Consider the following 26,831-nt stretch of genomic DNA (forward strand, 5'->3'; position numbering starts at 1 on the left):
TTTCCAATCCGGCTTCGGCCGCTCCAGTGTTCACGCGGCTACCCTCCGTTCGTGGAGGTGGTGTCCGAGATCCGCCAGGGATCACGCTTGGACGACCTGGTAAGCGACATGAAGACGACAAATTCACTGGGACGGCCGCGCCAGCCGTCCCGCCCCGTGGGGGTCGTGATCAACCGCCACTGGCGGTAGGCCGCGGTCGGTCCGTCCTTCGGCGCGCCCGCATCCCGTTCGATCGGTCGGAGCCGCACCGCGAGATAGGCCCGGTGACGCCGCCATTCCTCGGGGACGTACTGCACGGGCTCCGCCCTGACTTCGGCGGCGTAGGCCGGGGCCAGGTAGCCCACCGCCCGCAGCTTCGCGTTCAGCAACCCCGCATCCACGGTGCTGTCGACCGAATACATGACCGTCAGCGCCGCCCGCGACAGCGCCGTCGCATCCTTCTGGTCGACCCGGCCCGGATCCGGCAGACCACCGGGGATCCGAGGACTCCGCGACGGAAAAGGCGTACCGCCGCTGACCGTCGGAATGACGGTCGCCTCGCCCGGTGCGGACGACCGCCCGCCCGACTGCGCCCCCTCGCCGCCGCTGCACCCGGCCGCAAGGACGGCTGCCGACACGGCACAGAACGCGGAACGGGCGCCGGCCGCCAACAGACCGGTCACATCGCACCGCTTCCGCCGACGCCCGCTCCGGAAAGAGCGCCCCGCGGGCCTGGAGGCCGCGGGCTTTCCAGGCCAGGAGGCGGGGCGACCCGAAGGGATCCCACATAGTTCGATCTGGTGTCGAATTCGCTGAACTTTACGAAGTCACCGGCCTGAGGGGCTTCGACCATCCAGCGCTTGCCAGCGAACTCGCCGTAGAAGATGGCCATGTGCCCCGGGTCCTCATAACCGTTGAAGAAGACCAGGTCCCCGGGCGCCAACTGATTTCGGGGCACCCTGACCCCCTTGTTGCTGTGGAACATCGCCCCCGCCGTGCGGGGCATCGTGACCTGCCCGTTGGACGCCTGGTAAACGGCGTGCAGCGCAAGTCCAGAGCAGTCGAAACCAACGGTCATGGTCCCGTCATTGCCGTCTGAACGGATACCGCGACTAGGCCCCTTGCCGTTTCCGCCGCCCCACGAATAGGGAATTAGCCTGCCGATCCAATTAGGCGGATTCGGCTTACCCGGATCCCGCCTCGCATAAAATACCGCGGAATTGATGATCCGCTGACCGAAAGGCCCCGCTTGAGCGGCGGCCACACCCAGCGGCGAACAGCCCTGACCTGCATCGTTGTCCGGCCCCAGGTTGTAGCCCTCGGCGTAGCCGTTCTGCGCCGCCAGCACCTTGTTGAGGTAGCTGTAGTCCGGGGTGGGATTGTATCGATGGATCGACCTGCGCAGCTCCTCCGGCGTGAGCGTCCGCTCTTTAAGGCCGCCATCATCCCTGCGCGGACTACCGCCGCGAACAATATGGAGCTTGAGCAGCTTGGCCGCACTGAAGATCGCGTCAGCCGGGTCATACCGGCTTGTTACGCCATCCCCGTTCCCGTCCACCTTTGCCCGCTCGAACGTGCCTTGCAGGAACTGCATCGGCCCGCCGGCGCCCATATGGTTCTCACCGGATAGAACGCCGGCCGCTTTCAAGGTGCCGTGGTGGGTCTCCACCGATCCGATGCCGGCGAGCACCGTCCATGGAACGTTCCATTCTGCGGCCGCCCGCTGGTACAGATCAAAGTAGTTCCGGGGTATGGAGTTCGCCGCCCCGGACGCCTTCGGCTGCTGTGCACCCGTCACGACGGACGTGCTGCATATGGGCATGCCACCAGAGCCGCCGCCCAAAGAAAGAACGGCCGACAATACCCCGCCGATGAGGAACGGCACCATGACGACGGCGACGATGCCGCCAAGGCAGCCGAGTCCCGCCATGACTCCCACTGAAGCGGCGCCTTGGTCGCGCACGCCCGCACCGCGTCGCCGCAGCCGTCGCCATCGCTGTCGCCAAGCCCGCGCGATGCCATGTACACTCACCACACTTCGCTCCTGACCGAACGCCTGTTCGACCTCAGGGGCAAGGGCCACCGCCCGTCTCGCGCAGAAGTGGAAGCCAGGGTCGTCATCCACGCCCTGGCGTTGATCATCTGATTGGTCCGCACTCACGACCCGCCCGACCTGGTTGAGCAACAACGCGGCAGCGGGTGAGGCTAACCACCGGTCCAGCCACTGATCAACCGCATTTCACCCGTTTCGCTATCGATGTACGTTGTCACGCTATACATGCGGACGGTCACGCTATACCATGCTTGCCGCTGACTCCAGCCTGAACATCCTCATTCTGGAACGTTACATTCGATCATCTGCTCGACGAGGAGTACATGAGTATGCATGTTCCGACGGATGCCCGGCCACGCCAAGCGTCCGGCCCGGGGGGCCTGCCGAGCACGTCGGCCGCAGCGCCGAACGCCCTCCACCAGGAGGCTGCCACCCAGCGCGGGCGACTCCGCGGCAAAGCGATCACGCCGGCGCATTTGCTGCCATCGCCCACGAGCCCGCTGGGGCTGGCCAGTTACACCGGTCCTGGACCGGCACTCTGGTTCTCTTCATGCCACGGGGGATCCGGCATCACCACGTTGATCACTCTCATTCCCGCCGGAATGAGCAGCGGTCAGTATTGGCCGGCGCTCGACGCCCCTGGTCAGGCCCGAGTGGTTCTGGTGGCGCGCGACCACGCCGCCGGGCTTCTCGCGGCTCAGGCCGCCACCCGGCAGTGGGCCGCGGGCGTACTCCCGAACGTGCGGCTGCTGGGGTTGGCAGTGGTCGCCGACGCACCCGGAAAAAGACCGAAACCGCTCAACGATCTAGTGCGTCTGATCGCCGGAGGTCTCCCCCAGGTGTGGGAGCTTCCCTGGGTGGAAGCCCTCCGTCTCGGCGAACCCCCGACCCAGATCAAACTGCCGTCCGCCTACTCAAAACTGGCCAATGACCTGCGCCGAACAGTCTCAGAGGAAGCACATGCTTGAAGTGATGATCCCGTGGATGAGCGAGCTGCTTCAGAACGCCGCACACCTGGTTCAGGGCACAGCACACATGCCCCTCTCGGACATCGGGGGAGCCCTCACCCCTGGCCAGGTCGTCCCCACCCCCGGTGGGGGCACGCCTCCTCCGGGATTCAGAAAGCTGGAAGCGATGCTGTCGTGGATGGCCTGGATCGTCTTCGGATTGTGCGTGGCAGGCGTACTCATCGTCGCCGGTCGGATGGCGATCAAACACCAGAGCGGTCAGGGCGGCGCTCACGCATCAAGCCTGGTCTGGGTGCTGACCGCCTGCATCCTCGCCGCATCCGCGTCGCTCCTCGTCACCGGAATCCTGAGCGTCCAAGAATGATGAGCTCGCCCGCCCGCGCTGTCTCCGGAAGGCGCCGTGAATGTTCGGGGCTGCGACGACGGCGTGTCTCCGTCGCATCGGCAGGATTCATCACTCTGCTCGCAGTCGTGGGGGTCGCCGGCTTGGGCGCGATCGGGTTCGCTCATGGCCGGCCCTCGAACCCTGTTCACCACGGCTCCGTTGGCGAAGCGGTTTGGAACGTTCCAAGCAAGCATCCGGCAGGACGCTCCCGGGCGGCCGACAGCATGTCCGTTCACCTCTCGCGGCCCGCAACCACCGGCGTTCCAGCCGGTCCTGCGCTCCACCGCAGGACGACTACGGATCTGAAAATGTCCGGCACAATCTCCCCAATCGCCGTGTCCAATCCTGAGATACCGACTGAGAAGCCGAAAGTACCGAGCGTTCCAACGCCGGCTCAAAGGCCCGGTGGTCCGCTACCGACCAACATCCCTCCGCCGGATTTGCAACAGGTCGATGAAGGCGTCTCCCGCCCGCTGACAACAATCCTGGAATGGATAGCATGGTGTGTTTTCGCGCTGTGTGTCGGGGGAGTGCTCATCGTGGCCGCACAGATGGCGATCAAGCATAAGAACGGCGAGGCCGGCGCACACATGACCGGCCTGGGCTGGGTTATGACCGCCTGCGCCGTCGCCGGTTCCGCATCGGCCATCATCGGCGGCGTTCTGGGGTAACGAAAATGAAACATTCCGCCCTATGACCTCCGAAGAGAAACAGAGTCCGTTCCGCGGGCCCACCTTCACCTTGTCCGCCGGATTCCTCGCCGTCGTCGCCCTCCTCCCCGTGGGCATCCTCATCCGCGATTCCGGCACGCAGCAGGCGGAGCCCCGCGGATCGGCGACGAGCCGGCCCCAGCAGCCATCGGCGGGGAATTCGAACGGCTCTACCCCTACCTGCCGTCCCACGGACGCCAGGCGGCTCGTCCCCCGGAAAGCGCCTGCCGGGGTGGCCTGGCAGATATACAAGACGGTGGCGTTGCCGTACTCGCGTACTGCCGGCCCTCTCGTCCTCGAAGGGGAGATCGCGCGCTGCTATGCACCGACCCCCGCAGGGGCGCTCATTGCCGCTGCGCAGATCAGCACCCGGTCCGCCTTCTCCGACGAATGGCGTGCCGTTACCGAGCGGCAGGTGGTACCAGGCCCAGGAAGGGACGCCTTTATCAAGGAGTTCGGGAGGACGCGTCCCGGAAATTCCATCAAGCCGGGCAGTCTTGGGCAGATCGCAGGTTTCAAGTTCATCTCCTACAGTCAGCATGCGGCGGAGATCGAGCTCGTCATGCGCTTTTTCACAGGGCGAATGTCGGCGAACGCGCTGACCGTGAAATGGTCCGGGAGCGACTGGCAACTCGAATTCTCGTCGAACGGGAGCACCGATGCTCAGGGGCGCACCATTCCGTCATTGGACGGCTACATTCTCTGGGGAGGAGTGTGAGCACTTCTGCACTTCACCCACCGATTCAGTCGCTGACCTCGGCCAAAATGTCGGACCTCCATACGGCATTGCACGCCCGCGCAATTTTGCTGGTTCGGGCAGGCGATCTGCGCGATTCATTGCCGGCATCCACTGCCCGATCGACACGATTCTCCAAGCAGAGATCATGACGACATTCCGGGAGGCAGAGATCGACCCCTGCACACCCACCCTAGATGACGGGGCGACTTGATGAACCTCTTGTACGATCCCATCTTCAACGCCCTCAGAGATTGGTTCATGGGGGAGCTCACAAAGTCCGCCGTTCAAATGCTCCAGATGCTGATGACATTTTGGCTGGACATACCTACGCTCCCACTCTCGGATCGCCCGGGAGGCACGCTCACTTTCCTGCGCGAGCGCACTGGATGGTTGACCGCTTTCACGGCGTTGATCGGTCTGCTTGTGGCGGCCGGAAGAGTAGCTATCCAGCGTAAGGGCGAGCCCTTTCGAGCGGCATTTCAGGATCTCGTCAACCTCGTCGTGATCGTATTCGCCCTGGCCGCCGGCGTGAACCTGCTCAATTCAGCCGGCGATGCGTATTCAACGTGGATTCTAAAATCGGCAGAGCCGGGCGAGGGAAACTGGGCCATCGCCCTTTCGCGGGGATTTCGGCTATTGGGGACCGCCAGCAATCAGCAGGGCATAGAGTGGATGATCCTCGGTGGCCTGATGCTCACGTCGCTCATATCGTCAATGATTCAGTTCGCACTGATGATGTTCCGGAACGCGATCATCGTGGTGCTGGTCGGGGTGGCTCCGCTGCTCGCCGCAGCGAGATTCACCTCGCATGGGAACCAAGCCTACAAGAAGGCGCTCGCCTGGACGTTCGCGTTCTCCTTTTACAAGCCCATTGCCGCGACAATCTACGCTGGGGCCTTCCACATGCTGCGCAGTGAGAGCTTTGTCGACTCCATGATGGCCCTGTTTCTCATCTCTGGAGCAGTATTCGCACTTCCCGCGACCATGCGTGTATTCGTGCCCTGGATCACGGAAGTCAACAGCGTCGGCCACAGCGTCGCCGGTAACGCACGTACCGCCGGCCACCTCGTAGTGGGGAGCACGGCCGCGAACGTCCATGGCTTCAAGCCCGAAGTCATCTCCAGATTCTTCAAGTGGACCCAGAAGGGAAAATAGGGTCCATGCCGCTGGAACCTGAACCTGCCCTGGCCCGTCGATGAGATACGGCGATCAACCAGGCCCATCCCCTTGCGACTGTGATGGCCCGTTGGGAGCACAGCGTTAGCAGGAAGGGCGAGCAGGCCGGCACGAACCGGAATGCCAAAGGAATAGGGCGTGCTTGATGGCAACCAACTATCGTGAACCCAATACTTACGGAAACTGGCGCAAGCCGGTCTCACCGGGGATCTGGCGGCTCGGCCTGATCGGCACCGTGATCCTGATGGCCGGGATGGTCGTCGTCACGTTGATCGCGATGGTGTCGCTCCTGGCCGGCCTGATCAGCGCAGCGGTGATGGGGCTGGTCATGTTGCCGCTGACGATCCAGGACCGGTACGGCCGGAACGGGCTCCAGGCGATGACGGCCCGGATGGCCTGGTGGTCAGGCCGCTCCCAGGGCTGGCACCTTTACCGTTCGGGACCGCTGGGCATCACCGCTTTCGGCTCCCACCGGCTTCCGGGGCTGCTCGCCGCGTCCCGGCTGGTCGAGGCGCAGGACTCCTACGGGCGCCCGTTCGCCTTGGTCGTGGTCCCGTCCACCGAGCACTACACCGTGGTGCTCGAATGCAGCGCCGACGGCGCCTCGCTGGTCGATCAGGAGCAGATCGACACCTGGGTGGACCACTGGGGGCACTGGCTGGGCGCGCTGGCCTTCGAACCGGGTCTGGCCGCCGCGAGCGTGACCATCGAGACGGCCCCGGACCTCGGGTACCGCCTGCGGGAGGAGGTCACCGCCAACACCGATCCGAACGCCCCGGACATGGCCCGGGCGGCCCTGCAAGAGATCCTCCGGAACTACCCGGAGGGGAGCGCCCGGGTCTCCACCCGGATCGCCCTCACCTATTCGGCCGCGGCGCGCCCCGGGGTCAAGCGCCGCAGCCAGGACGAGATCGTTCGGGAGATCGGTACCCGCGTCGCCGGGCTGGCCTCCGAACTGGGCATGACCGGTGCCGGAGCCGCTCGCCCGATGACCGCCGGCCAGCTCGCCACGGCCGTGCGGATGGCCTACGATCCGGACGCGCAGTCGGCCCTGGAGGCCGCGGAGGGCCAGGAACCGCGTTGGGAGAATGCCGGGCCGGTCGCGGCGCAGGAATTCTGGGATCACTATGTGCACGACAGCGGCCATTCCATCACCTGGGGCATGGCGGAGGCGCCTCGCGGCGAGGTCCTCTCCAACGTGATGACCGGGCTGGTATCGCCGCACCGCGACATCGCCCGTAAACGCGTCACCTTCCTCTACCGTCCCTACGATCCGGCCGCCGCCACCACCATCGTGGAACGGGACCGCAAAGACGCGCGTTTCCGCCTCACCGGCGCCAACTCCGCCGCCCGGGACGAGATCGCCGTCGTCAACAGCGATCAGTCGGCCATCGAGGAGGCCAAGGGCGCGGGGCTGACCCGGTTCACCATGCTCGTCACCGCCACCGTCCGCTCGGCCCAGGAACTCGAGCTCGCCGCGGCCGCCGTCGACACGCTCGCGCCCCCCGCGCGCGTGCGGTTGCGCCGCATGTACGGCTCCCAGGCATCCGCGTTCACGGCGGCCCTGCCGCTGGGCCTCGTCCTTCCCGATCATCTTCAGGTGCCTTCAGTGGTAAGGGAGGCCCTGTGAACAGGCCGCTGGAACCGTTCTTCGACGCCGCGGACGCTGAAGCATCCGCCCTGGACGTCGGCGCCAAGGGCAAGCAGAAGAAAACGAAGGAGCCCGACAAAGCCGCGCGCATGCCCGGATACCGGGGTTTCGGCGGGCGCGGCGGCGGCCGGGTCTCCTACGTGGAGACGCCTCCGGAAGTGCGCGGAACCACCGTCCAGCTGTGCGGGCTGTGGCCGTTCGGGGCGGGGTCGGGGACGCCGATGGTGGGTGTGCCGCTCGGCCGGGAACTGACCTCCGGTGCCACACTGTGCTGCGATCCGATCTCCTGGTTCCAGCGCGCCAACCTGATCCACAACCCGTCCGTCCTGGTGCTGGGCAAACCCGGCCTGGGCAAGTCAACCCTGATCCGCCGGATGGTGGTGGGGATGGCCGGGTACGGCGTGTTCCCGATGGTGCTCGGCGACCTCAAGCCCGACTACGTCGACCTGATCCAGGCGATGGGCGGGCAGATCATCAAACTGGGCCGCGGGCTGGGTTCGCTGAACGTGCTCGACCCCGGCGCGACGGCCTCCGTGGCGGCCAGGCTTCCGGAGCAGGCCCGCGCCAAGCTGGTCGCCGACGCGCACGGCCGCCGGCTGAACATGGTCGCCGCGCTGATCACCATCCTGCGCTCGGCCCCCGTCGCCGACACCGAGCGCACCATTCTCAACGCCGCCCTGCGAGTGCTGGACGAACGCCACCCTGGCGTGCCCGTGCTCCCCGACCTCATCCGCGTGATCGACGAGGGACCGTACCGGCTCCGCTCGGTCACCCTGTCCCGCGGCGACGAGAAGCGCTACCGCAAGGCCGTCGACCCGTTGCACGCCTCGCTGCTCGGTCTGCTGGACGGCCCCATGGGAGACACGTTCGCGCACCCCACCACCACCGCGATCCAGTTGGACAACCCGGGCGGGGTCTGCATCGACATCAGCGGGATCGACGACGCCGACGCCGAACTCCAGGCCGCCGTCCTGCTGGCGTGCTGGTCGGACGGGTTCGGCGCGGTGGAGGCCGCCCACGCCCTGGCCGACGAGGGCCTGGCGCCCCAGCGGCACTTCTTCGTCGTCCTCGACGAGCTGTGGCGGGTGCTGCGGTCCGGACGCGGCCTGGTGGACCGGGTCGACGCCCTCACCCGCCTCAACCGGCAACGCGGCCTGGGGCAGGCGATGGTCACGCACACCATGGCCGACCTCCTGGCCTTGGCCGACCACGCCGACCAGCTCAAGGCCAAGGGCTTCGCCGAACGCGCCGGCATGGTGATCTGCGGCGGGCTGCCGCAGTCGGAGATGCCCATGGTGAACGAAGTGGTCCGGCTGTCGTCCACCGAGCAGAAGATGATCGTGGACTGGTCGTCGCCGCCCTCCTGGGATCCCAGCCTCAACCAGGACAGCGAGCCCCCCGGCCGCGGCAAGTTCCTCGTCAAGGTCGGCGGCCGCCCCGGCATCCCGTTCAAGGTGGAACTCACCTCCACCGAAGCGAACGTCAACGACACCAACAAGCGCTGGACCAACTCGACCACAAGAACGGCCTAGGTGTGCTGTTCCGGGCACGCGGACTGGGTGCTTGAACAGGTGAGGGCCTGCCGGGTTCGGTGTGAAATTGCGACATCTGCAGGAGGCCCTCGTGTCCCACCGCTGCCCGCTGAGCGGACCGTTACCGGCAGCTGGGCGCCGCGGGCATGCACGATCGCTCCAGCCGGCCGCCCCACCAACCGCGCCGCACCCGCCCGGGTTCGGCTGTCGGCCGACGACAACGCGGCGAGGTGCGTGCCTGGGCGGCGCGCAACAGAACGTCGATCCCTAAGGGACGACCCACTGAAGTGCCGCCACCGGCGGCCCGCCGATCGCCTCCACCCGCCTTCTCTCGGAGGGCGGACAAGGAGGGCCGCCCGGAAAAGGCGTCGGCTCCCGGGAAAGAGCCGGCCCCGCTGTCCGCGCGGGGCGGACGGCGGGGCCGGGGTCTGGGCTCGGTCCGGTGCCGGGCGGCACCGGTGGAGTCCGGATGGATCAGATCGCGACCTCGAGGGCGGCGACCTCGCCGGTCTTGGCGCTGACGGTGCTGTCGACGCTCACGCCGCCGGCGGCCAGGACGCGCACGGTCCAGTCGCCGTCGGCGGCGAAGAACCGGAACACTCCCTCGTCACCGGTGACGACCTCGGCGGTGAACTCGCCGGTCGAGTCGAGCAGGCGGGCATAGGCGCTGGACACCGGGGTGCCGTCACGGGTGACGGTGCCCTGGATGACGGCCTCGTTGGCCAGGTCGACGGTCGCCGGAAGGTGCGCCGTCTGCGCGGGCGCTGCGCAGCCCTGGGTCATGATTCCTCCATCTCCGTTTTCACGGTAAAGCTCGTCCGCCGGCCGGGCGGATGTCGTCTGGTCGTTCGGATGGCTCGCTCGGCCTGGCCGAGCCGTGTTACTTGGGTTCGCCGAGCTCGATCGGCACGCCCACCAGCGAGCCGTACTCGGTCCAGGAACCGTCGTAGTTCTTCACGTCCGGGAGGCCGAGCAGCTCGCGCAGCGCGAACCAGGTGTGCGAGGAGCGCTCACCGATCCGGCAGTAGGCGATGGTCGGCTTGTTCAGGTCGACGCCCGCCTCGGTGTAGAGCTCGCGCAGTTCCTCGTCGGACTTGAACGTGCCGTCGTCGTTGGCCGCCTTCGACCACGGGATGCTGCGCGCGGTCGGGACGTGACCGGCCCGCTGCGCCTGCTCCTGCGGCAGGTGCGCCGGGGCCAGCAGCTTGCCGCTGAACTCGTCGGGCGAGCGCACGTCGATGAGGTTGTCCTTGCCGATGGCGTCGACGACCTCGTCGCGGAAGGCGCGGATGGCCAGGTCCTGGTCCTTGGCCTTGTACTCGGTGCCGGGACGCTCGGGCACGTCGGTGACCAGCTCGCGGGAGTCCAGCTCCCACTTCTTGCGGCCGCCGTCGAGCAGCTGGACCTTGTTGTGGCCGTACAGCTTGAAGTACCAGTACGCGTAGGCGGCGAACCAGTTGTTGTTGCCGCCGTACAGGATCACCAGGTCGTCGTTGGCGATGCCCTTGGCCGACAGCAGCTGCTCGAAGCCGGTCCGGTCGACGAAGTCGCGGCGGACCGGGTCCTGCAGCTCGGTCTTCCAGTCGATCTTCACGGCGCCACGGATGTGGCCCTTGTCGTAGGCCGAGACGTCCTCGTCGACCTCGACGAGAACGAGGCCGGGATCGTCGAGGTGGGACTCGACCCATTCGGCGTCCACCAGGACGTCGGAGCGGCTCATGCGGGAACCTCCCTGTCGGAGCGGATCTTCTTGGTGATGCGGCGGATCAGCAGGTACATCTCGCAGCCGAGGCAGAACCCGAACACCGCGTTCAGGAACGCCGCCCCCAGCGCGAAGGCGGTGGCACCGATGCCGAGCCAGGTCAGTTCCAAGGCGTAACCGACCGTGCCGACCAGGGCGAATCCGAAGCCGACCCCCTGGGCGACCCGCGGCGGGGCCGCGTCCTCCAGTTCCCCGGACGGACCGAGGCGGGGGCGGATGAGGGCCTGGTAGATCAGCCCGTACGGTGCGTACCGGACGCCGCAGACGGTCGCGATCGCGAAAACCGCGGCCTGTACGGCGAGCAGTACCCAGCTTCCCGTCACCAGGACCGCGATGAGGACCACCGTCGTGATGGCCGCGGCCCAACGCTGCCCACGCGGATCAACCTGCATCGGGGTGCTCCTGGCGGAGGGAGTCTGTGCGTACGAGCTGAATCGTCGGAATGCTCGGGAACGGCTACCCGTCAGAACGGGTCAGGCGGCTCGGCGCCTTCAGGCCGGGCGACAGAGCGCGGCGGACACGCGGCAGAAATCGACCGCGCGTCGCTTCGTGAGCAGCTGCTCTGTCCGGTAACGCACGGTCCGATGGTAAGCCGACTTCCGTGGCGCTGTCACATCTGTCTCGCCTTTCGAGACAGTGACATTACCTTTCGCGCAGGTCAGCGGGGTCCGGATCATTGGATGACCATGCCCAGAGCCGCGATGACGTCGGCCTTGCGGGGCTGTCCGGCGGCCCGGCGGACGATCCGCCCCCGCGCGTCCAAGATCAGGACGGTCGGAGTCCGCAGCACGTCCAGCCTGCGGACCAGATCGAGCCGGGACTCGGCGTCGATCTCCACGTGCGCCACGCCGTCGATCATCCCGGCGATCTCGCCGAGGATCTTGCGCGTCGCCCGGCAGGGGGCGCAGAACGCGGTGGAGAACTGCACCAGGGTGGCGCGTTCGCCGAGGTCGGCCCCCAGATCGGCCGCCTCGAGCCCGCCGCCGTCGTCCGCCGCACCGGTCACGCCGGCACTCCCCTTCCGGTGTACGCGCAGCCTGCCGTCGAGTCGCCGCCGGACGAGACCGAACACGGTGGCGACCGCGATGACCACGACCGCGACGAGTGTGCCTTCCACGCCTCGATGCAACCATGCCCGGCCGCCGACTCTTCCCAGCACGCGCCTTGTAGATCTTGTCTGCCGCGAGCGGCGTCCACGTGCGTGCCAGAGCGTCGCGCGAACAGCCCTAGGCGGGGATGCTGAGGATCGGCTGGCCGTCGAGGGTGACGACTTCGAAGGAGTAGAGCTGCTCGCGCTGGAACATGGTGGAGCTCTCGTAGACGCCGTAGCCCTTCCGGTACGCCACGTACCAGCTCCCGAGCATGTCCTTCTGCCCGTTCCGCGCCACCGCGTACCAGCGGCAATGCCCTCCGAACGGCGCGCCCGCCAGTTGCAGCTCGACCTTCGTGCCCCACTTTTTCTTGTAGAGGACCAGCACGGCCTTCACCTGGTTGGACGCGTTGGCGGCGTTGAGCCGTTCGCCTCCGGGCTCGGCGGGGACCGGTGGTGAGGCCGGAGTGGCGGTGGGACGCGCGACCGGCCGGCCGTCCCGGGCCAGCTCGGTCACCAGGCCGCCGGCGAGCGCCCCGGCCAGCAGGAGCGCGCACGCGGCGAGGGCGGCCGGCGTCCACCACAGCCGTCCGGTGCCGGACCTGCCGCCGCCCGCGAGCCGTCCGAGCAGCCCGCGGACGCCGCGCCGCCGTTCCACCGCCCGCGCGAGCAGGGAGTCGAGCAGTTCCGGAGGCGGCCCCGCCACCTGCGTGAGCTGCGCCTGGTTCACCCGTCCCAGCAGGGCGGGCAGGCCCGCGAGCCCGGCCAGCTCGTCCCGGCACGCCGGGCAGCCGTCCAGGTGGGCCTCCAGCCTGGCGCGATCGGCGGGGTCGATCGCGCCGACGACGTAAACGCCCAGCGAGGCGCGCACCTCCGCGCAGTCGTTCACGGGGCCAACCCCCGCTCTTCCAATGCGAGCTTGAGCGCCCGAAGGGCGTAATAGGTGCGGGACTTCACGGTGCCGGGTGGAACGCCGAGCGTTTTGGCCGCCTCCGCCACCGATCGTCCCTGGTAGTAGGTCTCGACCAGCACGGCCCGGTGCTGCGGGCTGAGGTCGGCCAGCGCCTCGGCGACGGTCCAGGACTCCAGGGCCCGGTCGATGTCGTCCGGCCCGGCCTCGGTCATCACCAGATGCTCGTCGATGCCGGTCTCGGGCGGCCGGGCGCGGCGGGCCCGGTGCGCGTCCACCACCAGGTTGCGCGCCACCGTGAACAGCCAGGGCCGGACGGGGCGCCCGTCGAGCGCCTCGGGATGCCGCCAGGCACGCAGCAGCGTCTCCTGGACGACATCCTCGGCCTGAGGACGATCGCCGCCGGTCAGGCGCAGGACGTAGCCGAGGAGAGGACCGCCGTGCTCGTTGTAGAGAGCGCGCAGCAACCCTTCATCCGCGGTCGGACCCACACCGTTCACACGTACGCGCGCCCCGTCCGGTTCACACGGTTTTCCAGATCTTCTTCAGACCGGACGCCTGCCGGCGGGCTCCCGGGCGAAGATCGTCCAGGTGACGAGGGCCAGGGCCAGCACCCCCGCCCACACGCGGTGCGCCTCCTCCCACCGGTCGTGCTCGGTCGGGACCACCAGCGCCAGGTCGGCGGGGAGCACGGCGGCCGCGACGGCCAACGCGAGCACCGCGCCGCCCGCCGCGAGGCCCGGCGAGGTGGCCCCGGTGAACCGCACCGTCCCCGCCGCCACTCCGAGGGCCACGGCGAACAATGCCGCCGCCTCCACCGTCGCGGCGCCGAAGGGGATCTCCGCGCCGTCCGGCCCCGCCCCCGCGCGGGCCAGTGCGCACGCCGCCGCCCACCACGCCGCGACCGGCGGCAGGACGAGCGCGAGCCGCAGGCCCTGCCGCGGCAGCCGCCGGACGGGCAGCACCTCGGTGGTGGACCGGGCGGGGTCGTCCAGGACGAACGCCGCCCCCAGCGCCCCGGCGAGGGCCGCCATCCGCAGCAGGTAGAGCGCGAAATCCACGTCGGGGTCGAGCGAAAGGGCGATCGGCACCGACAACAGCAGCAGGCCGAGGGCGCCTCCGCCCGCCAGCGCCGTCCACGGCAGCGTTCTTGTCACTGGGCGCAGCAGCGCCCAGGCCGTTCCTCGCGTCATCCGCAGTTCCATTCGCGGTCGGCGGCCGTCTCCGCCGGGGCGGTCACCCCGAGCAGGGCGGCCGCCCGGTCGGTGGTGGTGCCCTTCCGGACGAGCTCGGCCCAGGACGCCTTGACCCGTCCCGCAACCTCGGCGTCCGGCCGGGCGAGCAGGGCCTTGACGACGGCGTACTCGCGGTCCCGCACCGACAGCAGATTCACCGGCGCCCAGATCGTGCCACCGCCCCCGCCCATCTGGGACTGGACCTCCCGGTACCGCGCCTCGCCGTCCGGGATGCCCTTGATCGCCAGCCAGAAGGTGAGGATGCCGCGCGCGTCGCAGAAGACGCCGTCGTGGCTTTCGGAGCCCACCACGAACCCCCGGGCGACGCTCGCGGAGAGTTCCAGCCGCCGCTCGCCGTCCCAGGCGGTGCCGACGGTCACCTCGCCGCCGGGCGCCGGGGGCGGCTCGTCCATGCCGGAGGGGCCCTTGAGCGCGTTCACCCGCTGCCGCACGGTGAGCGGCCGCGTCGCGGCGGCCGGCCCGGCCAGCGCGCGCACGCCGTCCGCGACCTTCCGCCACTCGCCGATCCAGGGCTTGAAGTCGCCGAACGCGCAGTACGTCGTGAGGCCGTGCCGCGTGCAGTCCTGCACGGCGGCGGGCTCCCGGGTGGCGCGCTCCCGCGCGGCGACCAGCTCGTCGGACGGCCCCGCGCCCTGCATCACCCCGGCCGCGACGGTGCCGGCCAGCGCACCGGCCGCCGCGACGTGAAGGGCCGCCCTACGCGCGCCCGCCGCCCAGACGGCGGCCAGGGCCGCCAGGGCCGCGGCCGCGACGAGGTACAGCGCATGCCAGCCCGCGGCCCTGCCCAGCAGATCGGACGGCAGCGGCCGCACCCCCTCGTCGGCCACCAGGGGCGCCAGCCACCGCCACGGCCCTCCGCGCCCGACGAACACGAACGTGAGCGCCAGGACCACGACCACCGCCAGCGGCCCCACGAGCACCGACGGGACCAGCCGCGCCAGCAGCACCCCCACCGCACCGAGGAACAGCACGATCAGCGGCCCGGTCGCCAGCTCCGCGAACGAAGCCTGCCCGACGGCCCCGGCCCGGGCCGCCTCCAGCGCGAACCCCCCGGCCACGATCACCGAGGCGACCAGCACCAGCGACACCACCGACAGCGCGTGCGCGGCCGTCCGCCACCACGGCGGCAGGAGCAGCACCCCGAAGTGCGTCTCGGTCCCGTGCCGGCGCGAGCGCAGCACCGCCGCGTTCACCGCCAGCAGGCCCGCCAGCCCGATCAGCAACGGCCCGAGCTGCGACTCGCGGTCCACCTCGTGCAGGACGGGATACGACTCGGAGCCCCCACCCGGCCACAGCAGCAGCACCATGTACCCGACCACGGCGAGAACCACCAGCGGGTGCAGGAGCAACCGCCGCGCCTCGATCCGCGCCAGCGCCATCATCGCCCGCACCGGCGCCCCGGTCTCCGGCGCCGCCTCCACCGGCCTCTCCAAAACCGTCATGCCTCCTCCTCGTGGGGGGACGATCCACCGTGGAGGGACGACCCCCCACACCCCCCGGCAAGAACAGCGCTCAAGCCCTCGCTTCGCTCGGTCATGCCGCTACGCCCTTCTCGTCGAGGGCCAGCAGGTAGCCGTCCTCCAGCGTCGGTTCGACCAGGCGGGCTCCCGTGGGCGGGTCGCCGACGTTGCGGAACTCGCCCGCACCGGTCAGCCACCCGGCCAGCGCGCCGGACGATCGCTCCGCGCTCGCCCATACCCGGCCGCCCGCCAGCGCCGCCAGCTTCTGCGGCGTGCCGTCGAACCGCACCCGCCCCCGGTCCATGACGATCACCCGGCGGCACAGCATCGCCACGTCCTCGGTCTGGTGCGTGGACAGCAGCACGGTCCGGCCCGCGCCCGCCTCGGCGATCAGCTCCCGGAACCGCATCCGCTGCTCGGGGTCCAGGCCCACGGTCGGCTCGTCCAGCACCAGGAACCCCGGATCGCCGACCAGCGCCGCCGCCAGCGCCACCCGCTGCCGCATGCCGCCCGACAGCGCCCGGATCCGCTTGCCGCGCACCTCGGCCAGCCCGACGCCGTCCAGGACGCGCCGCACCTCCGCGTGCCGGGCCCGGCGATCGGTCATCTCCTTGAGGATCGCCACGTAGTCGACGAACTCGAACGCCGTGAATCCAGGGTGCAAACCGGGGTTCTGCGGCAGGTAGCCCAGCACCCGGCGCGCCTCGGTACGGCCCCGCACGGTGCCCGGGTCATGTCCCAGCACCCGCAGCGAACCCCGGTCCGGGGGCGTCGCGGTCGCCAGGATCCGCAGCAGGGTGGTCTTGCCCGCGCCGTTGGGACCCAGCAGCCCCACCACGCCCCGGTCGAGGTCGAGCGACACGTCGTCGACCGCGCGCGTACCGCGATAGGACAGGGTCAGGCCGGTCGCCGAGACGACCGGCTCAGGGGTACTCATGACAGCCTCCTGGCCGCGAATCGGAAGGAAGGGTTGAGATCGAGGCGACGGACGCGGTCGAAGCGGTCGCGCACGACCACCAGCAGCACGCCGGCCGCCAGCGCCGCCAGCGTCCCGGCGGCCCGGCCCGCAGGGGTGAACGGGAACAGCACGTCCTCGACGAGCAGCTTGTTGAGCACCAGCGCCGCCATCCAGCCGCCGCCGACCAGCGCGGGCGCCGCGACCGGCCCCAGCCACGGCATCAGCGCCAGCCCCAACGCGGTCAGCGCCAGCGCCGGCAGCAGCCAGCCCGCCGTGACCACCGCGAACGACGGCACCGCCAGGCTCACCGCCAGCGCGACCGGCAACGTGGTCGCCAGCACCGCCACCGCCCGCAGCATCAGCAGCCGGAATGTGTGCAGCGGCGCCACAACCGCCATCTCGTACGTCGGATCCAGCCCGGGCCCGAACGACAGCGTCACGCCCGCCAGCGGCAGCAACGGCGCCGTCGCCAGCAGCAGCAGCGGCGTCGCCGTCCGTCCCACCAGCGCCGACAGCGCCAGGACGATGACCACCGCCAGCACCCACGACCCGCGCAGCACGGGCGTGGCGGCCAGCAGCCGCGCAGTGTGGTCCGGAACCCCGACCCGGAGCAGCAGCGACTCCACCGGGCCGGGGCGCGGCGCGTCCATCTCGTCCTGGATCCGGTCCCAGCCCGCCTCCAGGTCCGCCGGTTCGAACGCCGCCCCGAGCCCGGCACGGCACTCGCCGCACGCCATCAGGTGCCGATCCGCGGACCACAGCCGGGGCGGCTCCAGCCCGCCCGCCGCGTACGCCCGCAGATCCTCCTCGGGCAGATGCCACGTCATGCCAACTCCTGCCGCAGTATCTTGCGGGCCCGCATCGCCCGCGTCTTGACGGTGCCGGCGGGCACGCCGAGCAGCGCGGCGGCCTCCTTGGTGGTCAGCCCGTCGATCACGGTCGCCTGGATGACCGCGCGCAACTCGGGCGACAGCCGGGCCAGCGAACCGGCCAGATCACCGTGCTCGACGCGCGCCAGCACGTGCTCCTCGGCCGACCGCTCGTCCCGATGCCGCAACCGCGCCAGGGCCTGCCGCAGCCGCCCGCGCGCCCCGTCACCGCGCAACGCGTCGATCAGCCGCCGCGAGCCGATCCGCCACAGCCACCCGGCGACATCGCCGTCGTGCCGGTAGCGGGCGGTGCCGCGCCACACCGCCAGGAAGGTCTCCTGGACGACGTCGTCGACGATCGCGGGGTCGGCGCACCGCCCGCGCAGCCGGGCCACCAGCCAGGGCGCGTACCGGCGGTACAGCTCCTCGAAAGCCCGCCGATCACCATCGGCGGCGGCCCGCACCAGCGCGCCGTCGTCTACCTCGCTCACACCCCCTCATCGGAACGCGAGCCCGTTCCGGTTCACGGGGGCGGCGGTCAGGTGCCGCGCAGGTTGCTCATGCGCAGATCGTTCGCGGTCGCGGACACGCGCAGCCCCTCGGGGGTGGGCCGGATCTCGTTGATCTTCGAGCCGACGGGCAGGTTGGTGAGGGGCACCGTCCAGGTGAGCCGGCTCCGCAGGGCGCTGAGCGGGATCTGCCCGGAGTTCGCCGACACCGGAGTGATCGCGATGCCCTTGCCGGTCGCCTTCACCGACACCACCGCGTTGCCCGACACCGGAAAGCCCAGGACCTGCCCGGACAGGTCCACCTGCAGGTCGTCGCCCTTGGGCCCGATCTTGCGCACCTCCTTGGGGGCGCGCTGCTGGAGCACCTCGTACGGAACCACCACGGAGGCCGTCGCGGTCCGGACGGTGACGTTGTTGACGTTGCCCGACATGACATCGCCCAGCGGGGCGCCGATCCCCCGCATCTCGACCTTCACGTCCCGGAGGGTCACCCCGGCCTGGGTCCAGTCGGCGATCGTCACGTCGATCTGGTCGTACTCACCGCCGACCGCCTGGGTCAGGAACGGGAAACCGTGGATCTTCACCTCGGGCTGCTGCCGCAGGTTGTACTGCGTCGCCACCTGGCGGCCGATCTCGTCCTGGGCGAACCGGACGCCGAGCCGGTCCGCGGCCACGACACCGCCGATCACCAGGACCAGCAAAACGACCAGTACCTTCCGCATGGCTCTCCTCGAGGTGACGGCGCGGACGGCCACACCCTAGACGCTCACTTCAAAGAATTGGATAAATCGTGTGATCTCAGCCACCCGCGAACGGCGGCAGCACCTCGACCACGCCACCCTCCGGCAAGTCGATGGCCTCGTGTGGCCGCGTCCCGACGGGGGCGCCGTCGACAAGGAACGAACTGCGCGCGACGACCTGGCCGAAATCCGCGCCCCGCCCGTCCAGGAGGGCCGCCCGGGCCAGCGCGTCGGCCAGGGTCGCCGCGTCGTACGGCTCCTCATCGACCCCCGCGGCGGCCTTCGCGGCCGCCCAGTATCTGATCGTTCCCTTGGCCATAACCCCAGAGTCTCATCTTCGTGGCCGCCAGGATGCCCCCATTGCCCCGAACCGCACCTCGGATATGCTCTCCGAAGAGGGATCCGGGCGATGGGGCCAGGGAGTTCATCCGAAGACCCAGCACCACGTCGCGAGCCGTCGGCCTGGCCGGGCTCGACGATGGACCGCCTGGGTCCTACGTCTTTTTTCAGGCGAGGAGGCGGCACTTGAGCAGCTTGCTCCTGCTGACCAACGCTTTGGAACCTTCCGACGAGGTCCTGCCCGCGCTGGGCCTCCTGCTGCACTCGGTACGGGTGGCACCGGCCGAGGCGTCCGCGCTGATCGACGCGCCACCGGCCGACGTCGTCCTCGTCGACGCCCGCCGCGAGCTGGTCCAGTCCAAGAGCCTGTGCCGTCTGCTGCGCACCACCGGCCTGGACTGCCCCCTCCTGGGCATCGTCACCGAAGGCGGCCTGGCCGCCCTCAGCCCCGAATGGGGCCTGGACGACGTACTGCTCCAGACCGCGGGCCCCGCCGAGGTCGAAGCCAGGCTCCGCCTCGCCGTCGGCCGCGCCGCCGCCGTCGCCGAAGCCGACGACGTCCCCGGAGAGATCCGCAGCGGCGAACTCACCATCGACGAGGCCACCTACACCGCCCGCCTGCGCGGCCGCGTCCTCGACCTCACCTTCAAGGAGTTCGAACTCCTCAAATACCTGGCCCAGCACCCCGGCCGGGTCTTCACCCGCGCCCAGCTCCTCCAGGAGGTCTGGGGCTACGACTACTTCGGCGGCACCCGCACCGTGGACGTCCACGTCCGGCGCCTCCGCGCCAAGCTGGGCGCCGAATACGAGTCCCTCATCGGCACGGTCCGCAACGTCGGCTACCGCTTCGTCCCAGACCACCGCCCAGGCGGCCAAGAAGAACCCACCGCCGTCCCGTCCTAGTGGGAACGACGCCCCCTGCACCGCGAAATCCACCGCTCTTGCCTGCGGAACGTCGCCTCACGAAATAAAGCCCCCGACCTGGGCCACCAGGTCGAGGGCTCGTCGAGTGCGTGCAGTCAGGCCGAGTCGCGTTCGCTCGCCCTGATCCGGCGCGCGAGCACACGCCAATCGGCAGCATCGAGAATCAACTTGGGGCCGTCCGGGTCCTTAGAATCCCGGACAGCGATCGCAGGTGCGATGTTCGCGACCTCAACGCAATCGCCACCCTGCCCAGTGCTGTGACTGCTCTTGCGCCACCGAACGGCCGACAGATCCGGGTTGCTCACGTGTAGTCCTCCAGGATCTTCCTGATCAATGCGAGAGACTCATCGTTACGCAGCGCCTCTCCCATCACCAGGTCAAAGCGTACTCTGAACTCCGCCACCGTGGCTCCGTCCTCAATCACCTGGCTGATCTCGGGACCCTCGTGATAGGCGACGTCTACGCCTCCGACGAGGGTCAGCACGGTAAAGGAGCCGTCGAGCCCGGCATAAGTCACCGAGCTGAACGGCAGCACGCGGATCTCCGTCCGGGGGTCCGAGGTGGCCACCACGATCAACCGCTCGAGCTGATCCCTCATGACGGCCGCGCCGCCTACGGGCCGTCGTAGCGCGGCCTCGTCAAGGACGAACCACTTGCGCGGATTCTTGTTGCAAGCGAGGTGCTCTTGTCGCTCCATGCGAGTCGCAACGTGTCCCTCCACCTCATCCAGTGGTTGCCCTGTTATCAGGGTCGCCCGCGCGTAGGCGGGTGTTTGAAGGAGTCCGGACACCACCTGAGGGTCGAACTTGCGAATAGCCCCTGCCTCGGCTTCCAACTCCGTGTACTTGTCGAATCCGGGCGGTGCGGCGAGATTCTTGCCCTCGCGCTTGATCTCTCGCCACATGGTCCAGAAGGTACGTCCCGGGCCGGTGTTGAAAAAGACATCGAGGTCGTCAGCCGTGGCCTCGGACGGTGGTTTCTGGGCGGTTTCCAGCTTCTCGATCCATCCGGGCCGACACCCGAGCGCCTCGGCAAGCTGGGGCCGCGACAACCCCGCCGCTTCGCGATGGGCGCGAAGCACCGCGCCGAAGCTCCGGAGCAAAGGATCTCGCGTGTAACCGCCGTCGTCCTGGGCCATGGGGGTGTCCCTGCCGATGTGGGGTGCCATCTGGGGTGTGCTGGGGCTATAGCTGAGCGTAGCCAAACGCGTGAGTCTGGTCACAACATTTCTCCACGCAGGCCGAACATGAAGGTTCTCTGTCATGGACACGCGTACACATCCAGATGATCAAGCCCTCGCGCGTCTTCGCGAGGAATTCACCGGTCACCGGATATTTCGGGCGATCCGTTCTGACGGTCTGCTCGGCGAGTGGGTCGCCTCGCTGCACGACCCGCGCGCGGGAGTCGACCCGACCGTCATGTGGCCCACGGCCGAGGAACTGCGCGCCGCGCTGCTCAAGGAAGCCGAACGGGCCAAGGGCAAGCGGGATGGGTTCCGATGAGCTTCGGCAGGGGACGGCATGCGGCAACTGTCGACAAGCCCCAGCCGCACAACGACCGGCGCGAGCACCTGGCCAAGCTTTGGGCAGGGGTCAACGCGCACCCCGGCATTGGGGGCCGGCTCGTCGAGCGGCGTGGCGTGGTGCGGCTGTACGTCGTCCGTGACGGGTCACCGCACCGGAAGGTCGACGTCGGGTGCGACTTCCGCAGGGGCGGGTGGTGGTTCGTGTGGCTGACAGACGGTCGAATGATCGCGCAGGTCGGGGACGTCACGGGCACAGCCGATGTGATCGCGCACGAGTTGGGCGAGGTGAGCCGGTGAGCGTCCTCAGCGCCCTGGACGAAACCGGGGCGATCGGACAGCGCATTCATGAACATGTGGCCGTCGGGAGACAAGGGATCGCCCGGAGGTCACGCCTTGACAGTCCCTCTCAGGAAAGGATTCGGACATGGCCAAGCACGGTAGCGAGGACAGTGACGGCAAGACCCCGACCGATGGCAGTTCCCCTCAAGGCGGACGGCGCGGCTCAGGCGACTCCACCAAGGACAACAAGGACGACGGTAAGTCGAGCAAATGAGCGACCGCGACCCTACGCCCGGTGAAATCGCCGCCTATATCGAGCGTCTGACCCGGCGCTTGTCCCTTGACGGCGCACTCACCGGGGCCCGTTGGCGGGAAGCGCTCAGCGATGTTCCCCGGCATCTGTTCGTGCCAGATGTCGCCTGGGCTTCCCCTGGTGGCTCAGAACCGCCGTACCTGGTGAACCGCAAGGCCAGTCCGGCCGCCTGGTGGGATGCCGTCTACAGCGACACGGTTCTGATCACCCAGTACGACGACGGGGCGAGCGATCTTGCCTCCGGTGGGAAGAGGCCCACCTCTTCCAACTCCGCTCCGAGTCTGGTGGTCGAGTTCCTGGAATCCCTGTCGGTGCAGGACGGTAACCGGGTTCTGGAAGTCGGGACCGGGACCGGTTGGACCGCTGGTCTTCTGTCGTCCCGGCTCGGGCCGGACAACGTCGCCACCATTGAGATCGACCGGACTCTCGCCGCTCAGGCCGCTGAGAACCTCAAGGCAGCCGGGTACGTCCCGCATCTGGTCGTCGGAGACGGCGAGACCGGACTACCGGACGCGGCCCCGTATGACCGGGTGCACATCACGTGCTCGGTCACCCGCATTCCTTACGCATGGGTGGAACAGACCCGCCCGGGCGGCATCATCGTCGTCCCGTGCATCAACGAGTTCAGCGACGGAGACGGGCACCTCACCCGGCTGGAAGTCTCCGGCGACGGGACCGCGACCGGCCGGTTCCCGCACGCCGCAAGCTTCATGATGCTTCGTCGCCAGCGGTACGACCCGCGCCCTCTGGGGTCGTACCTCCACCATGAAGACGACGCGGACAGGACGCGGACCACGATCGACCCCCGCACGATCGGTCAAGCCGGGTACGGGGCGGAACTGGGCATCGGCGCAAAGGTGCCTGGCTGCCAGGCCCGTCTCCGGGAGGCCGACGACGGCTCGGGCGAGGCGACGTACTGGCTGATCGAAACCGACCGGGGACGCGGCGCCGGTTCGTGGGCCGTGGTCGAATACGTGCCCGGACACGACACCTACGCCGTGGACCAGTACGGCGCCCGCCGGTTGTGGGACGAGGTGACCGGTGCCTACCAGTGGTGGCGAGACGCAGGTGAGCCTGGACGCGACCGCTACGGCGTGACCGTCACGCCGCAGGGTCAACACATTTGGCTCGATTCGGCCGACAACGTCATCGGTCCGCAAACTCGGTAAACATTCCCGCTTGGAGGGCAACCCCCTCGCGGAGGTCATCGGGTGCGGAGGGCCTCGAGCCGGTGGTGCAGTGCGGTGCGGGCGGATTCGGGGGTGTGTCGTCCTAGTAGTAATTGGATGTTCAGCCCGTCGGTGAGGGTGATCAGTGCTTCGGCTTCCTGGACGGGGTCGAGGTCTGGGCGGGCGTGGCCGTGGGTTTGTGCGGCGCCGATGAGCAGGGCGATGAGGTCGGCCAGGCCGGTGTATTGGTTGCGTTGGACGGTGGCCAGGGCCGGATCGATGGCGGCCTGGGCGGTGAAGGCCAGCCAGACCCTGGTTTCGGCTTGGCTCGGAGGGTCGAGTGCCAGGGTCGCGGCGAGGGTGTGCTCCAGCGTCGTCATTGCCGCCGCGGGGTCGGCGGTGTCGGGGATCTGCGCCTGGACGCGTTCGGTGATGCGCTGGTTCATGTACTCCATCACGAAGGCGACCATCTGCTCCTTGGTGGAGAAGCAGCGCTGCACGGCCCCCATGGACACCCCGGCCCGTTGCGCGGCGTCGCGCAGGGTGGCGCCTTCCATGCCGCGCTCGCTGATGAGGTCGAAGACCGCCTGCGCGATCTGGCGGCGCCGGCTGTCGTGATCCACCTGTCTGGGCACAGCCCGAGTCTAAGTGATGCGCTTGCATCGAAACGATGCTACGTTCCGATGCAAGCGCATCGGAACGGTCGGTGCGCATCGGAGGACGGAGACATCCGCATGGCGCAACGACGAACGGGCTCGGGCGGGCAGAGCGCCCGCTGGATCCTGGGCACACTGCTTCTGGTCCAGGGCTTCGGGTCGGCCATCACCCAGTCGCTGTGGGACACCAGCTTCGGCGTGGCCGCCCTGCTGCGCGCCGCCGGTCTGCCGCAGTGGACCGACCTGCTGCTCGGCACCACCGGGACCGTGCTGCTCATCTGGGCGCTGGCCTGGCACCACGCAGGCGGGCGGGAGCGGGCCCATGGTTGAGCCGGGACACGACACCGCCCACAACGGCACTGCGCACACCAAGGCGCCGCGCCGACCCGAGCGCCGGCGGCTGCTGCGGGCGGCCGTCGCGCTGGCCGGGACCGGTGGCGCGAGCGCACTCGTCGCCACCGCCGCCAGCGGCCCGGCCACGGCTCGTCCCGCCGACCGCGGCAGGCAACCGACCTTCGTGATCGTTCACGGCGCCAACGGCAACGCCTACTCCTTCGCTCCGCTGGTGGCCGCACTGGCCGAGGCGGGCCATCGCGCGCTGGCGGTGGATCTGCCCGGCCACGGCCCGGCCGGCAACTTCCCGCGCTCCTACCAGGCACCCCAAGACCTGGCCGCCTTCGCCGCCGCCCCCTCACCGATACTGGGCAAGACCTCGCTGGACGACAACGTCCGGCACGTGGTCGGCACCGTGCGCCGCGTCGCCCGCAACGGGCCGGTCGTCCTGGTCGGCCACAGCATGGGCGGCGCCACCATCACCCGCGTGGCCGACCACGTACCCGACCTGATCGAACGGCTGGTGTACCTGTCGGCGTTCTGCTGCGTCCGGCTCCGCAGCGTCCTGGACTGCTACCTCACCCCGCAGGCCGCCACCACGCTGCTGCCGCTGATCCCCGCCGTGCCCACCCCCGAGCACCTGGGCGTCGGCCGCACCAACTGGCGCTCGGCCGACGGCAAGTTCATCGCCGCCGCCAAGGCCGCCCTGGCCGCCGGCTACAGCGACGCGGCCTTCCTCGCGGCGCTCAACACCTTCGAACCCGACGAAGCGGCCGCCGTCTCCACCGACGACGCCCGCGGGAACCCCGCGACCTGGGGCCGCGTCCCGCGCACCTACGTCCGCTACACCCGCGACCGGGCCATCCCCCTGCCCCTCCAGGACCGCATGATCGCCGAAGCGGACGCGGCCACCCCGCGCAACCGGTTCACCACCCGCTCAGTGCCCGCGCCTCACCTCGGCCCCGAGAACCCTCGCGACCTCGCCGCGGTCCTCAGCGAAAGTCTCTAGGGGCCCGCAGAACCGGCTCTTCACCGAGGCCTCCCAGGTAATTCGGTCCTCGCTCCGCTCGGGCTGCACTCACTGGGGCTCCCGCCCCAGCCCCAAGGCAGAAGACAAGCCCTCAAGAACCGCTAGAAGGCCACCTGGTCACTCGGGTCTTGCCCCTGGGAGCCACGTACGGTCACCGACCGCGCCCAGGCCCATGACGTATTTCGGCCCTACGCCTTACCCTGGGAATGCGACGTCCTCAGGAAGGTGCAGGGCCTATGAACGACCGTACACCTGATCCCGCCGACCCGGACCTGTCTGTCGGGCAGCGCGTCCAGTATTACCGGGAGAAGCGCGGAATGTCCCGCGAGGTCCTCGGCGGCCTCGTCGGCAAGAGCACCCGGTGGGTCAAGGCGGTTGAGCGCGGAGAGATCGGCGAGCCGAAACTCCCGATGCTGCTGAGCATTGCCGCGGCCCTCAAGTTGTCCGACGTCGCGCGCCTCACCGGCAGCCGGTCGTTGCCCACGGAGATGTTCCGCAGCCCTGGTCACCCTGCGCTCGCCGGCGTCCGCGACGCGATCAACTCGGTCACCGGGTCGATGACCGGGCCTCCCTCCCCCCTGGATCATCTCCAGGCCCGCCTCGACGCGGCGTGGCGCGCGCGGCACGCCTCCCCCGACCATCGCACCGTCCTGGGCTCGCTGCTGCCCGAGCTGATCCGGGACGCCAAACACGCCGCCCGCGCCTACGAGGGTGCCGAGCGACGCCGAGCCCTGTCCCTACTCGCGCAGATCTATAACCTTGCCCAGTTCTTCGTCGCCTATCAGCCGTCAGCGGACCTGCTGTGGCGCGTGGTCGAGCGGTCCATCATGGCGGCCGAAGAGTCGGAGGACCCCCGCGCGTTCGCCGGCGCGGTTTGGCTTGCCACGCAGGCGCATCGGGACGTGAACGACTTCGCCGCGGCCGAGGCCGTGAACCTCGAAGGAATCGACCTCGTGGCCCCGCACGTCGAGCAGGCCGGGACAAGGCTGCGGGCGCTGTGGGGGGCGCTGCACCACGAGCTGGCGTACACAGCCGCGCGGGCGGGGGAGAAGGGCACTGCGTGGCGATGGTGGGACAAGGCCGACAAGATCGCCCAGCAGTTGCCGACCGCCTACTACGAGCCGATGACGTCGTTCTCCCGGGTCATCATGGGCGCTCACGCCGTCACAGTTGCGGTCGAACTGCGACAGGGCGGCGAGGCACGCAAACAGGCGAAGCGGGCAGCAACCGCGGCGATCCCGTCGCAACCCCGCAGGGGCCGTCACCTGATCGAGGTTGCTCGCGCGTGGCAGTTGGCCGGTGACGAGGCCGCGACGCTCGGGACGTTGGACGACGCCTACAAGGCCGCGCCGGAGACGATCCGCTACAACAGCTATGCCCACCGCATGACCCGGGAGATCGCGCAAGGCAAGGGCGCGCTCCGTCGCCCGGCGCGGGAGCTGGCGGACAGGATCGGTCTGTTGGTGTAGGGGACAGGAATCCTGTCCCTTCGCTGTTGCAGGTGGGGCGAGTCTTG

The 26,831-nt window shown here is 69.2% G+C and carries 33 protein-coding genes; 15 read left to right on the plus strand and 18 right to left on the minus strand.

Annotated elements, in window-relative coordinates; translation table 11 throughout:
* Window positions 1-38: 38 nt before the first annotated feature.
* Window positions 39-662 carry a hypothetical protein gene (locus tag ABD340_RS22360; RefSeq protein WP_344591307.1) on the minus strand — a complete coding sequence of 208 codons (624 nt, stop codon included), beginning with the start codon at window positions 660-662 and terminating at the stop codon, window positions 39-41.
* Window positions 659-1,909, minus strand: coding sequence for a C40 family peptidase (locus tag ABD340_RS22365; protein WP_344591308.1), 1,251 nt, complete (start codon window positions 1,907-1,909; stop codon window positions 659-661). Before ABD340_RS22365 ends, ABD340_RS22360 begins: the two co-directional genes overlap by 4 nt.
* A gap of 452 nt (window positions 1,910-2,361) precedes the next feature.
* Between ABD340_RS22365 and ABD340_RS22370 the strand changes: the two genes are divergently transcribed.
* The 7 genes from ABD340_RS22370 to ABD340_RS22400 all read left to right on the plus strand — a co-directional run bounded on the left by ABD340_RS22370 (window position 2,362) and on the right by ABD340_RS22400 (window position 9,193).
* On the plus strand, window positions 2,362-3,000 hold the full coding sequence (locus tag ABD340_RS22370) for a DUF6668 family protein (RefSeq protein WP_344591310.1): 639 nt from the start codon (window positions 2,362-2,364) through the stop codon (window positions 2,998-3,000).
* A 16-nt stretch (window positions 3,001-3,016) separates the two neighbouring features.
* The gene (locus ABD340_RS22375) at window positions 3,017-3,364 is read left to right on the plus strand and encodes a hypothetical protein (RefSeq protein WP_344591312.1); all 348 of its coding nucleotides are present in this window, start codon (window positions 3,017-3,019) and stop codon (window positions 3,362-3,364) included.
* A gap of 329 nt (window positions 3,365-3,693) precedes the next feature.
* Window positions 3,694-4,056, plus strand: a complete 363-nt coding sequence (locus tag ABD340_RS22380; protein ID WP_344591314.1) for a hypothetical protein — start codon at window positions 3,694-3,696, stop codon at window positions 4,054-4,056.
* Between the two features lie 22 nt (window positions 4,057-4,078).
* The gene (locus tag ABD340_RS22385; protein WP_344591316.1) at window positions 4,079-4,813 is read left to right on the plus strand and encodes a DUF8175 domain-containg protein; all 735 of its coding nucleotides are present in this window, start codon (window positions 4,079-4,081) and stop codon (window positions 4,811-4,813) included.
* A gap of 231 nt (window positions 4,814-5,044) precedes the next feature.
* Window positions 5,045-5,989 (plus strand): hypothetical protein, encoded by a 945-nt coding sequence (locus ABD340_RS22390; RefSeq protein WP_344591318.1) that lies wholly within the window; start codon window positions 5,045-5,047, stop codon window positions 5,987-5,989.
* Window positions 5,990-6,155: 166 nt separating this feature from the next.
* Window positions 6,156-7,640, plus strand: a complete 1,485-nt coding sequence (locus ABD340_RS22395) for an SCO6880 family protein (protein WP_344591319.1) — start codon at window positions 6,156-6,158, stop codon at window positions 7,638-7,640.
* Window positions 7,637-9,193 (plus strand): ATP/GTP-binding protein, encoded by a 1,557-nt coding sequence (locus ABD340_RS22400; RefSeq protein WP_344591320.1) that lies wholly within the window; start codon window positions 7,637-7,639, stop codon window positions 9,191-9,193. The genes ABD340_RS22395 and ABD340_RS22400 overlap by 4 nt, the downstream gene beginning before the upstream one ends.
* Before the next feature lie 474 nt (window positions 9,194-9,667).
* On the opposite strand, the gene ABD340_RS22410 is transcribed toward ABD340_RS22400, so the two are convergent.
* From ABD340_RS22410 to ABD340_RS22470, 13 genes are all read right to left on the minus strand, one after another.
* Complete coding sequence (locus ABD340_RS22410) at window positions 9,668-9,976, minus strand: DUF1416 domain-containing protein (RefSeq protein WP_344591321.1); 309 nt, start codon at window positions 9,974-9,976, stop codon at window positions 9,668-9,670.
* 97 nt (window positions 9,977-10,073) lie between these two features.
* Window positions 10,074-10,913 carry a sulfurtransferase gene (locus tag ABD340_RS22415; RefSeq protein ID WP_344591322.1) on the minus strand — a complete coding sequence of 280 codons (840 nt, stop codon included), beginning with the start codon at window positions 10,911-10,913 and terminating at the stop codon, window positions 10,074-10,076.
* Window positions 10,910-11,347, minus strand: a complete 438-nt coding sequence (locus ABD340_RS22420) for a DUF4395 domain-containing protein (protein WP_344591323.1) — start codon at window positions 11,345-11,347, stop codon at window positions 10,910-10,912. The genes ABD340_RS22415 and ABD340_RS22420 overlap by 4 nt, the downstream gene beginning before the upstream one ends.
* A gap of 281 nt (window positions 11,348-11,628) precedes the next feature.
* Window positions 11,629-12,072 (minus strand): TlpA family protein disulfide reductase, encoded by a 444-nt coding sequence (locus ABD340_RS22425; protein WP_344591325.1) that lies wholly within the window; start codon window positions 12,070-12,072, stop codon window positions 11,629-11,631.
* A 109-nt stretch (window positions 12,073-12,181) separates the two neighbouring features.
* A complete protein-coding gene (locus ABD340_RS22430; protein ID WP_344591327.1) occupies window positions 12,182-12,934 on the minus strand; it encodes an anti-sigma factor family protein in 753 nt (250 codons plus the stop codon).
* Complete coding sequence (locus ABD340_RS22435; RefSeq protein WP_425547419.1) at window positions 12,931-13,422, minus strand: sigma-70 family RNA polymerase sigma factor; 492 nt, start codon at window positions 13,420-13,422, stop codon at window positions 12,931-12,933. Before ABD340_RS22435 ends, ABD340_RS22430 begins: the two co-directional genes overlap by 4 nt.
* Window positions 13,423-13,500: 78 nt before the next feature.
* Entirely contained in the window at window positions 13,501-14,148 is a 648-nt protein-coding gene (locus ABD340_RS22440) for a hypothetical protein (protein WP_344591331.1), read from the minus strand.
* Window positions 14,145-15,653: a hypothetical protein gene (locus ABD340_RS22445; RefSeq protein ID WP_344591333.1), complete on the minus strand. Its 1,509-nt coding sequence runs from the start codon at window positions 15,651-15,653 to the stop codon at window positions 14,145-14,147. Before ABD340_RS22445 ends, ABD340_RS22440 begins: the two co-directional genes overlap by 4 nt.
* Before the next feature lie 91 nt (window positions 15,654-15,744).
* Window positions 15,745-16,608: an ABC transporter ATP-binding protein gene (locus ABD340_RS22450; RefSeq protein WP_344591335.1), complete on the minus strand. Its 864-nt coding sequence runs from the start codon at window positions 16,606-16,608 to the stop codon at window positions 15,745-15,747.
* Window positions 16,605-17,456: a zf-HC2 domain-containing protein gene (locus ABD340_RS22455; RefSeq protein WP_344591337.1), complete on the minus strand. Its 852-nt coding sequence runs from the start codon at window positions 17,454-17,456 to the stop codon at window positions 16,605-16,607. Before ABD340_RS22455 ends, ABD340_RS22450 begins: the two co-directional genes overlap by 4 nt.
* Window positions 17,453-17,989 carry an RNA polymerase sigma factor gene (locus ABD340_RS22460; protein WP_344591338.1) on the minus strand — a complete coding sequence of 179 codons (537 nt, stop codon included), beginning with the start codon at window positions 17,987-17,989 and terminating at the stop codon, window positions 17,453-17,455. Before ABD340_RS22460 ends, ABD340_RS22455 begins: the two co-directional genes overlap by 4 nt.
* 47 nt (window positions 17,990-18,036) lie before the next feature.
* Entirely contained in the window at window positions 18,037-18,729 is a 693-nt protein-coding gene (locus tag ABD340_RS22465; RefSeq protein WP_344591340.1) for an LmeA family phospholipid-binding protein, read from the minus strand.
* A 76-nt stretch (window positions 18,730-18,805) separates the two neighbouring features.
* A complete protein-coding gene (locus ABD340_RS22470; protein WP_344591342.1) occupies window positions 18,806-19,066 on the minus strand; it encodes a MoaD/ThiS family protein in 261 nt (86 codons plus the stop codon).
* Between the two features lie 206 nt (window positions 19,067-19,272).
* Between ABD340_RS22470 and ABD340_RS22475 the strand changes: the two genes are divergently transcribed.
* Entirely contained in the window at window positions 19,273-19,989 is a 717-nt protein-coding gene (locus ABD340_RS22475) for a winged helix-turn-helix transcriptional regulator (protein WP_344591343.1), read from the plus strand.
* 116 nt (window positions 19,990-20,105) lie between these two features.
* On the opposite strand, the gene ABD340_RS22480 is transcribed toward ABD340_RS22475, so the two are convergent.
* Both ABD340_RS22480 and ABD340_RS22485 read right to left on the minus strand, forming a co-directional pair.
* The gene (locus ABD340_RS22480; RefSeq protein WP_344591345.1) at window positions 20,106-20,315 is read right to left on the minus strand and encodes a DUF397 domain-containing protein; all 210 of its coding nucleotides are present in this window, start codon (window positions 20,313-20,315) and stop codon (window positions 20,106-20,108) included.
* On the minus strand, window positions 20,312-21,148 hold the full coding sequence (locus ABD340_RS22485) for a helix-turn-helix domain-containing protein (protein ID WP_344591347.1): 837 nt from the start codon (window positions 21,146-21,148) through the stop codon (window positions 20,312-20,314). Before ABD340_RS22485 ends, ABD340_RS22480 begins: the two co-directional genes overlap by 4 nt.
* Window positions 21,149-21,272: 124 nt before the next feature.
* Between ABD340_RS22485 and ABD340_RS22490 the strand changes: the two genes are divergently transcribed.
* The 4 genes from ABD340_RS22490 (at window position 21,273) to ABD340_RS22505 (ending at window position 23,296) form a co-directional block, all read left to right on the plus strand.
* Window positions 21,273-21,512, plus strand: coding sequence for a hypothetical protein (locus tag ABD340_RS22490; RefSeq protein WP_344591349.1), 240 nt, complete (start codon window positions 21,273-21,275; stop codon window positions 21,510-21,512).
* A complete protein-coding gene (locus ABD340_RS22495) occupies window positions 21,509-21,832 on the plus strand; it encodes a hypothetical protein (protein ID WP_344591350.1) in 324 nt (107 codons plus the stop codon). The genes ABD340_RS22490 and ABD340_RS22495 overlap by 4 nt, the downstream gene beginning before the upstream one ends.
* A 127-nt stretch (window positions 21,833-21,959) precedes the next feature.
* Window positions 21,960-22,088 carry a hypothetical protein gene (locus ABD340_RS22500; protein WP_344591351.1) on the plus strand — a complete coding sequence of 43 codons (129 nt, stop codon included), beginning with the start codon at window positions 21,960-21,962 and terminating at the stop codon, window positions 22,086-22,088.
* A complete protein-coding gene (locus ABD340_RS22505; protein WP_344591353.1) occupies window positions 22,085-23,296 on the plus strand; it encodes a methyltransferase domain-containing protein in 1,212 nt (403 codons plus the stop codon). The genes ABD340_RS22500 and ABD340_RS22505 overlap by 4 nt, the downstream gene beginning before the upstream one ends.
* A 35-nt stretch (window positions 23,297-23,331) precedes the next feature.
* On the opposite strand, the gene ABD340_RS22510 is transcribed toward ABD340_RS22505, so the two are convergent.
* Complete coding sequence (locus ABD340_RS22510; protein ID WP_344591356.1) at window positions 23,332-23,931, minus strand: TetR/AcrR family transcriptional regulator; 600 nt, start codon at window positions 23,929-23,931, stop codon at window positions 23,332-23,334.
* 99 nt (window positions 23,932-24,030) lie between these two features.
* On the opposite strand from ABD340_RS22510, the gene ABD340_RS22515 reads away from it, so the two are divergent.
* The 3 genes from ABD340_RS22515 to ABD340_RS22525 all read left to right on the plus strand — a co-directional run bounded on the left by ABD340_RS22515 (window position 24,031) and on the right by ABD340_RS22525 (window position 26,784).
* On the plus strand, window positions 24,031-24,282 hold the full coding sequence (locus ABD340_RS22515; protein WP_344591357.1) for a hypothetical protein: 252 nt from the start codon (window positions 24,031-24,033) through the stop codon (window positions 24,280-24,282).
* Complete coding sequence (locus ABD340_RS22520) at window positions 24,275-25,294, plus strand: alpha/beta hydrolase (RefSeq protein ID WP_344591358.1); 1,020 nt, start codon at window positions 24,275-24,277, stop codon at window positions 25,292-25,294. The genes ABD340_RS22515 and ABD340_RS22520 overlap by 8 nt, the downstream gene beginning before the upstream one ends.
* A 257-nt stretch (window positions 25,295-25,551) precedes the next feature.
* On the plus strand, window positions 25,552-26,784 hold the full coding sequence (locus ABD340_RS22525) for a helix-turn-helix domain-containing protein (protein WP_344591360.1): 1,233 nt from the start codon (window positions 25,552-25,554) through the stop codon (window positions 26,782-26,784).
* Window positions 26,785-26,831: the final 47 nt, after the last annotated feature.

Source organism: Actinomadura vinacea (assembly GCF_039532545.1).
Taxonomy (GTDB): domain Bacteria; phylum Actinomycetota; class Actinomycetes; order Streptosporangiales; family Streptosporangiaceae; genus Spirillospora; species Spirillospora vinacea.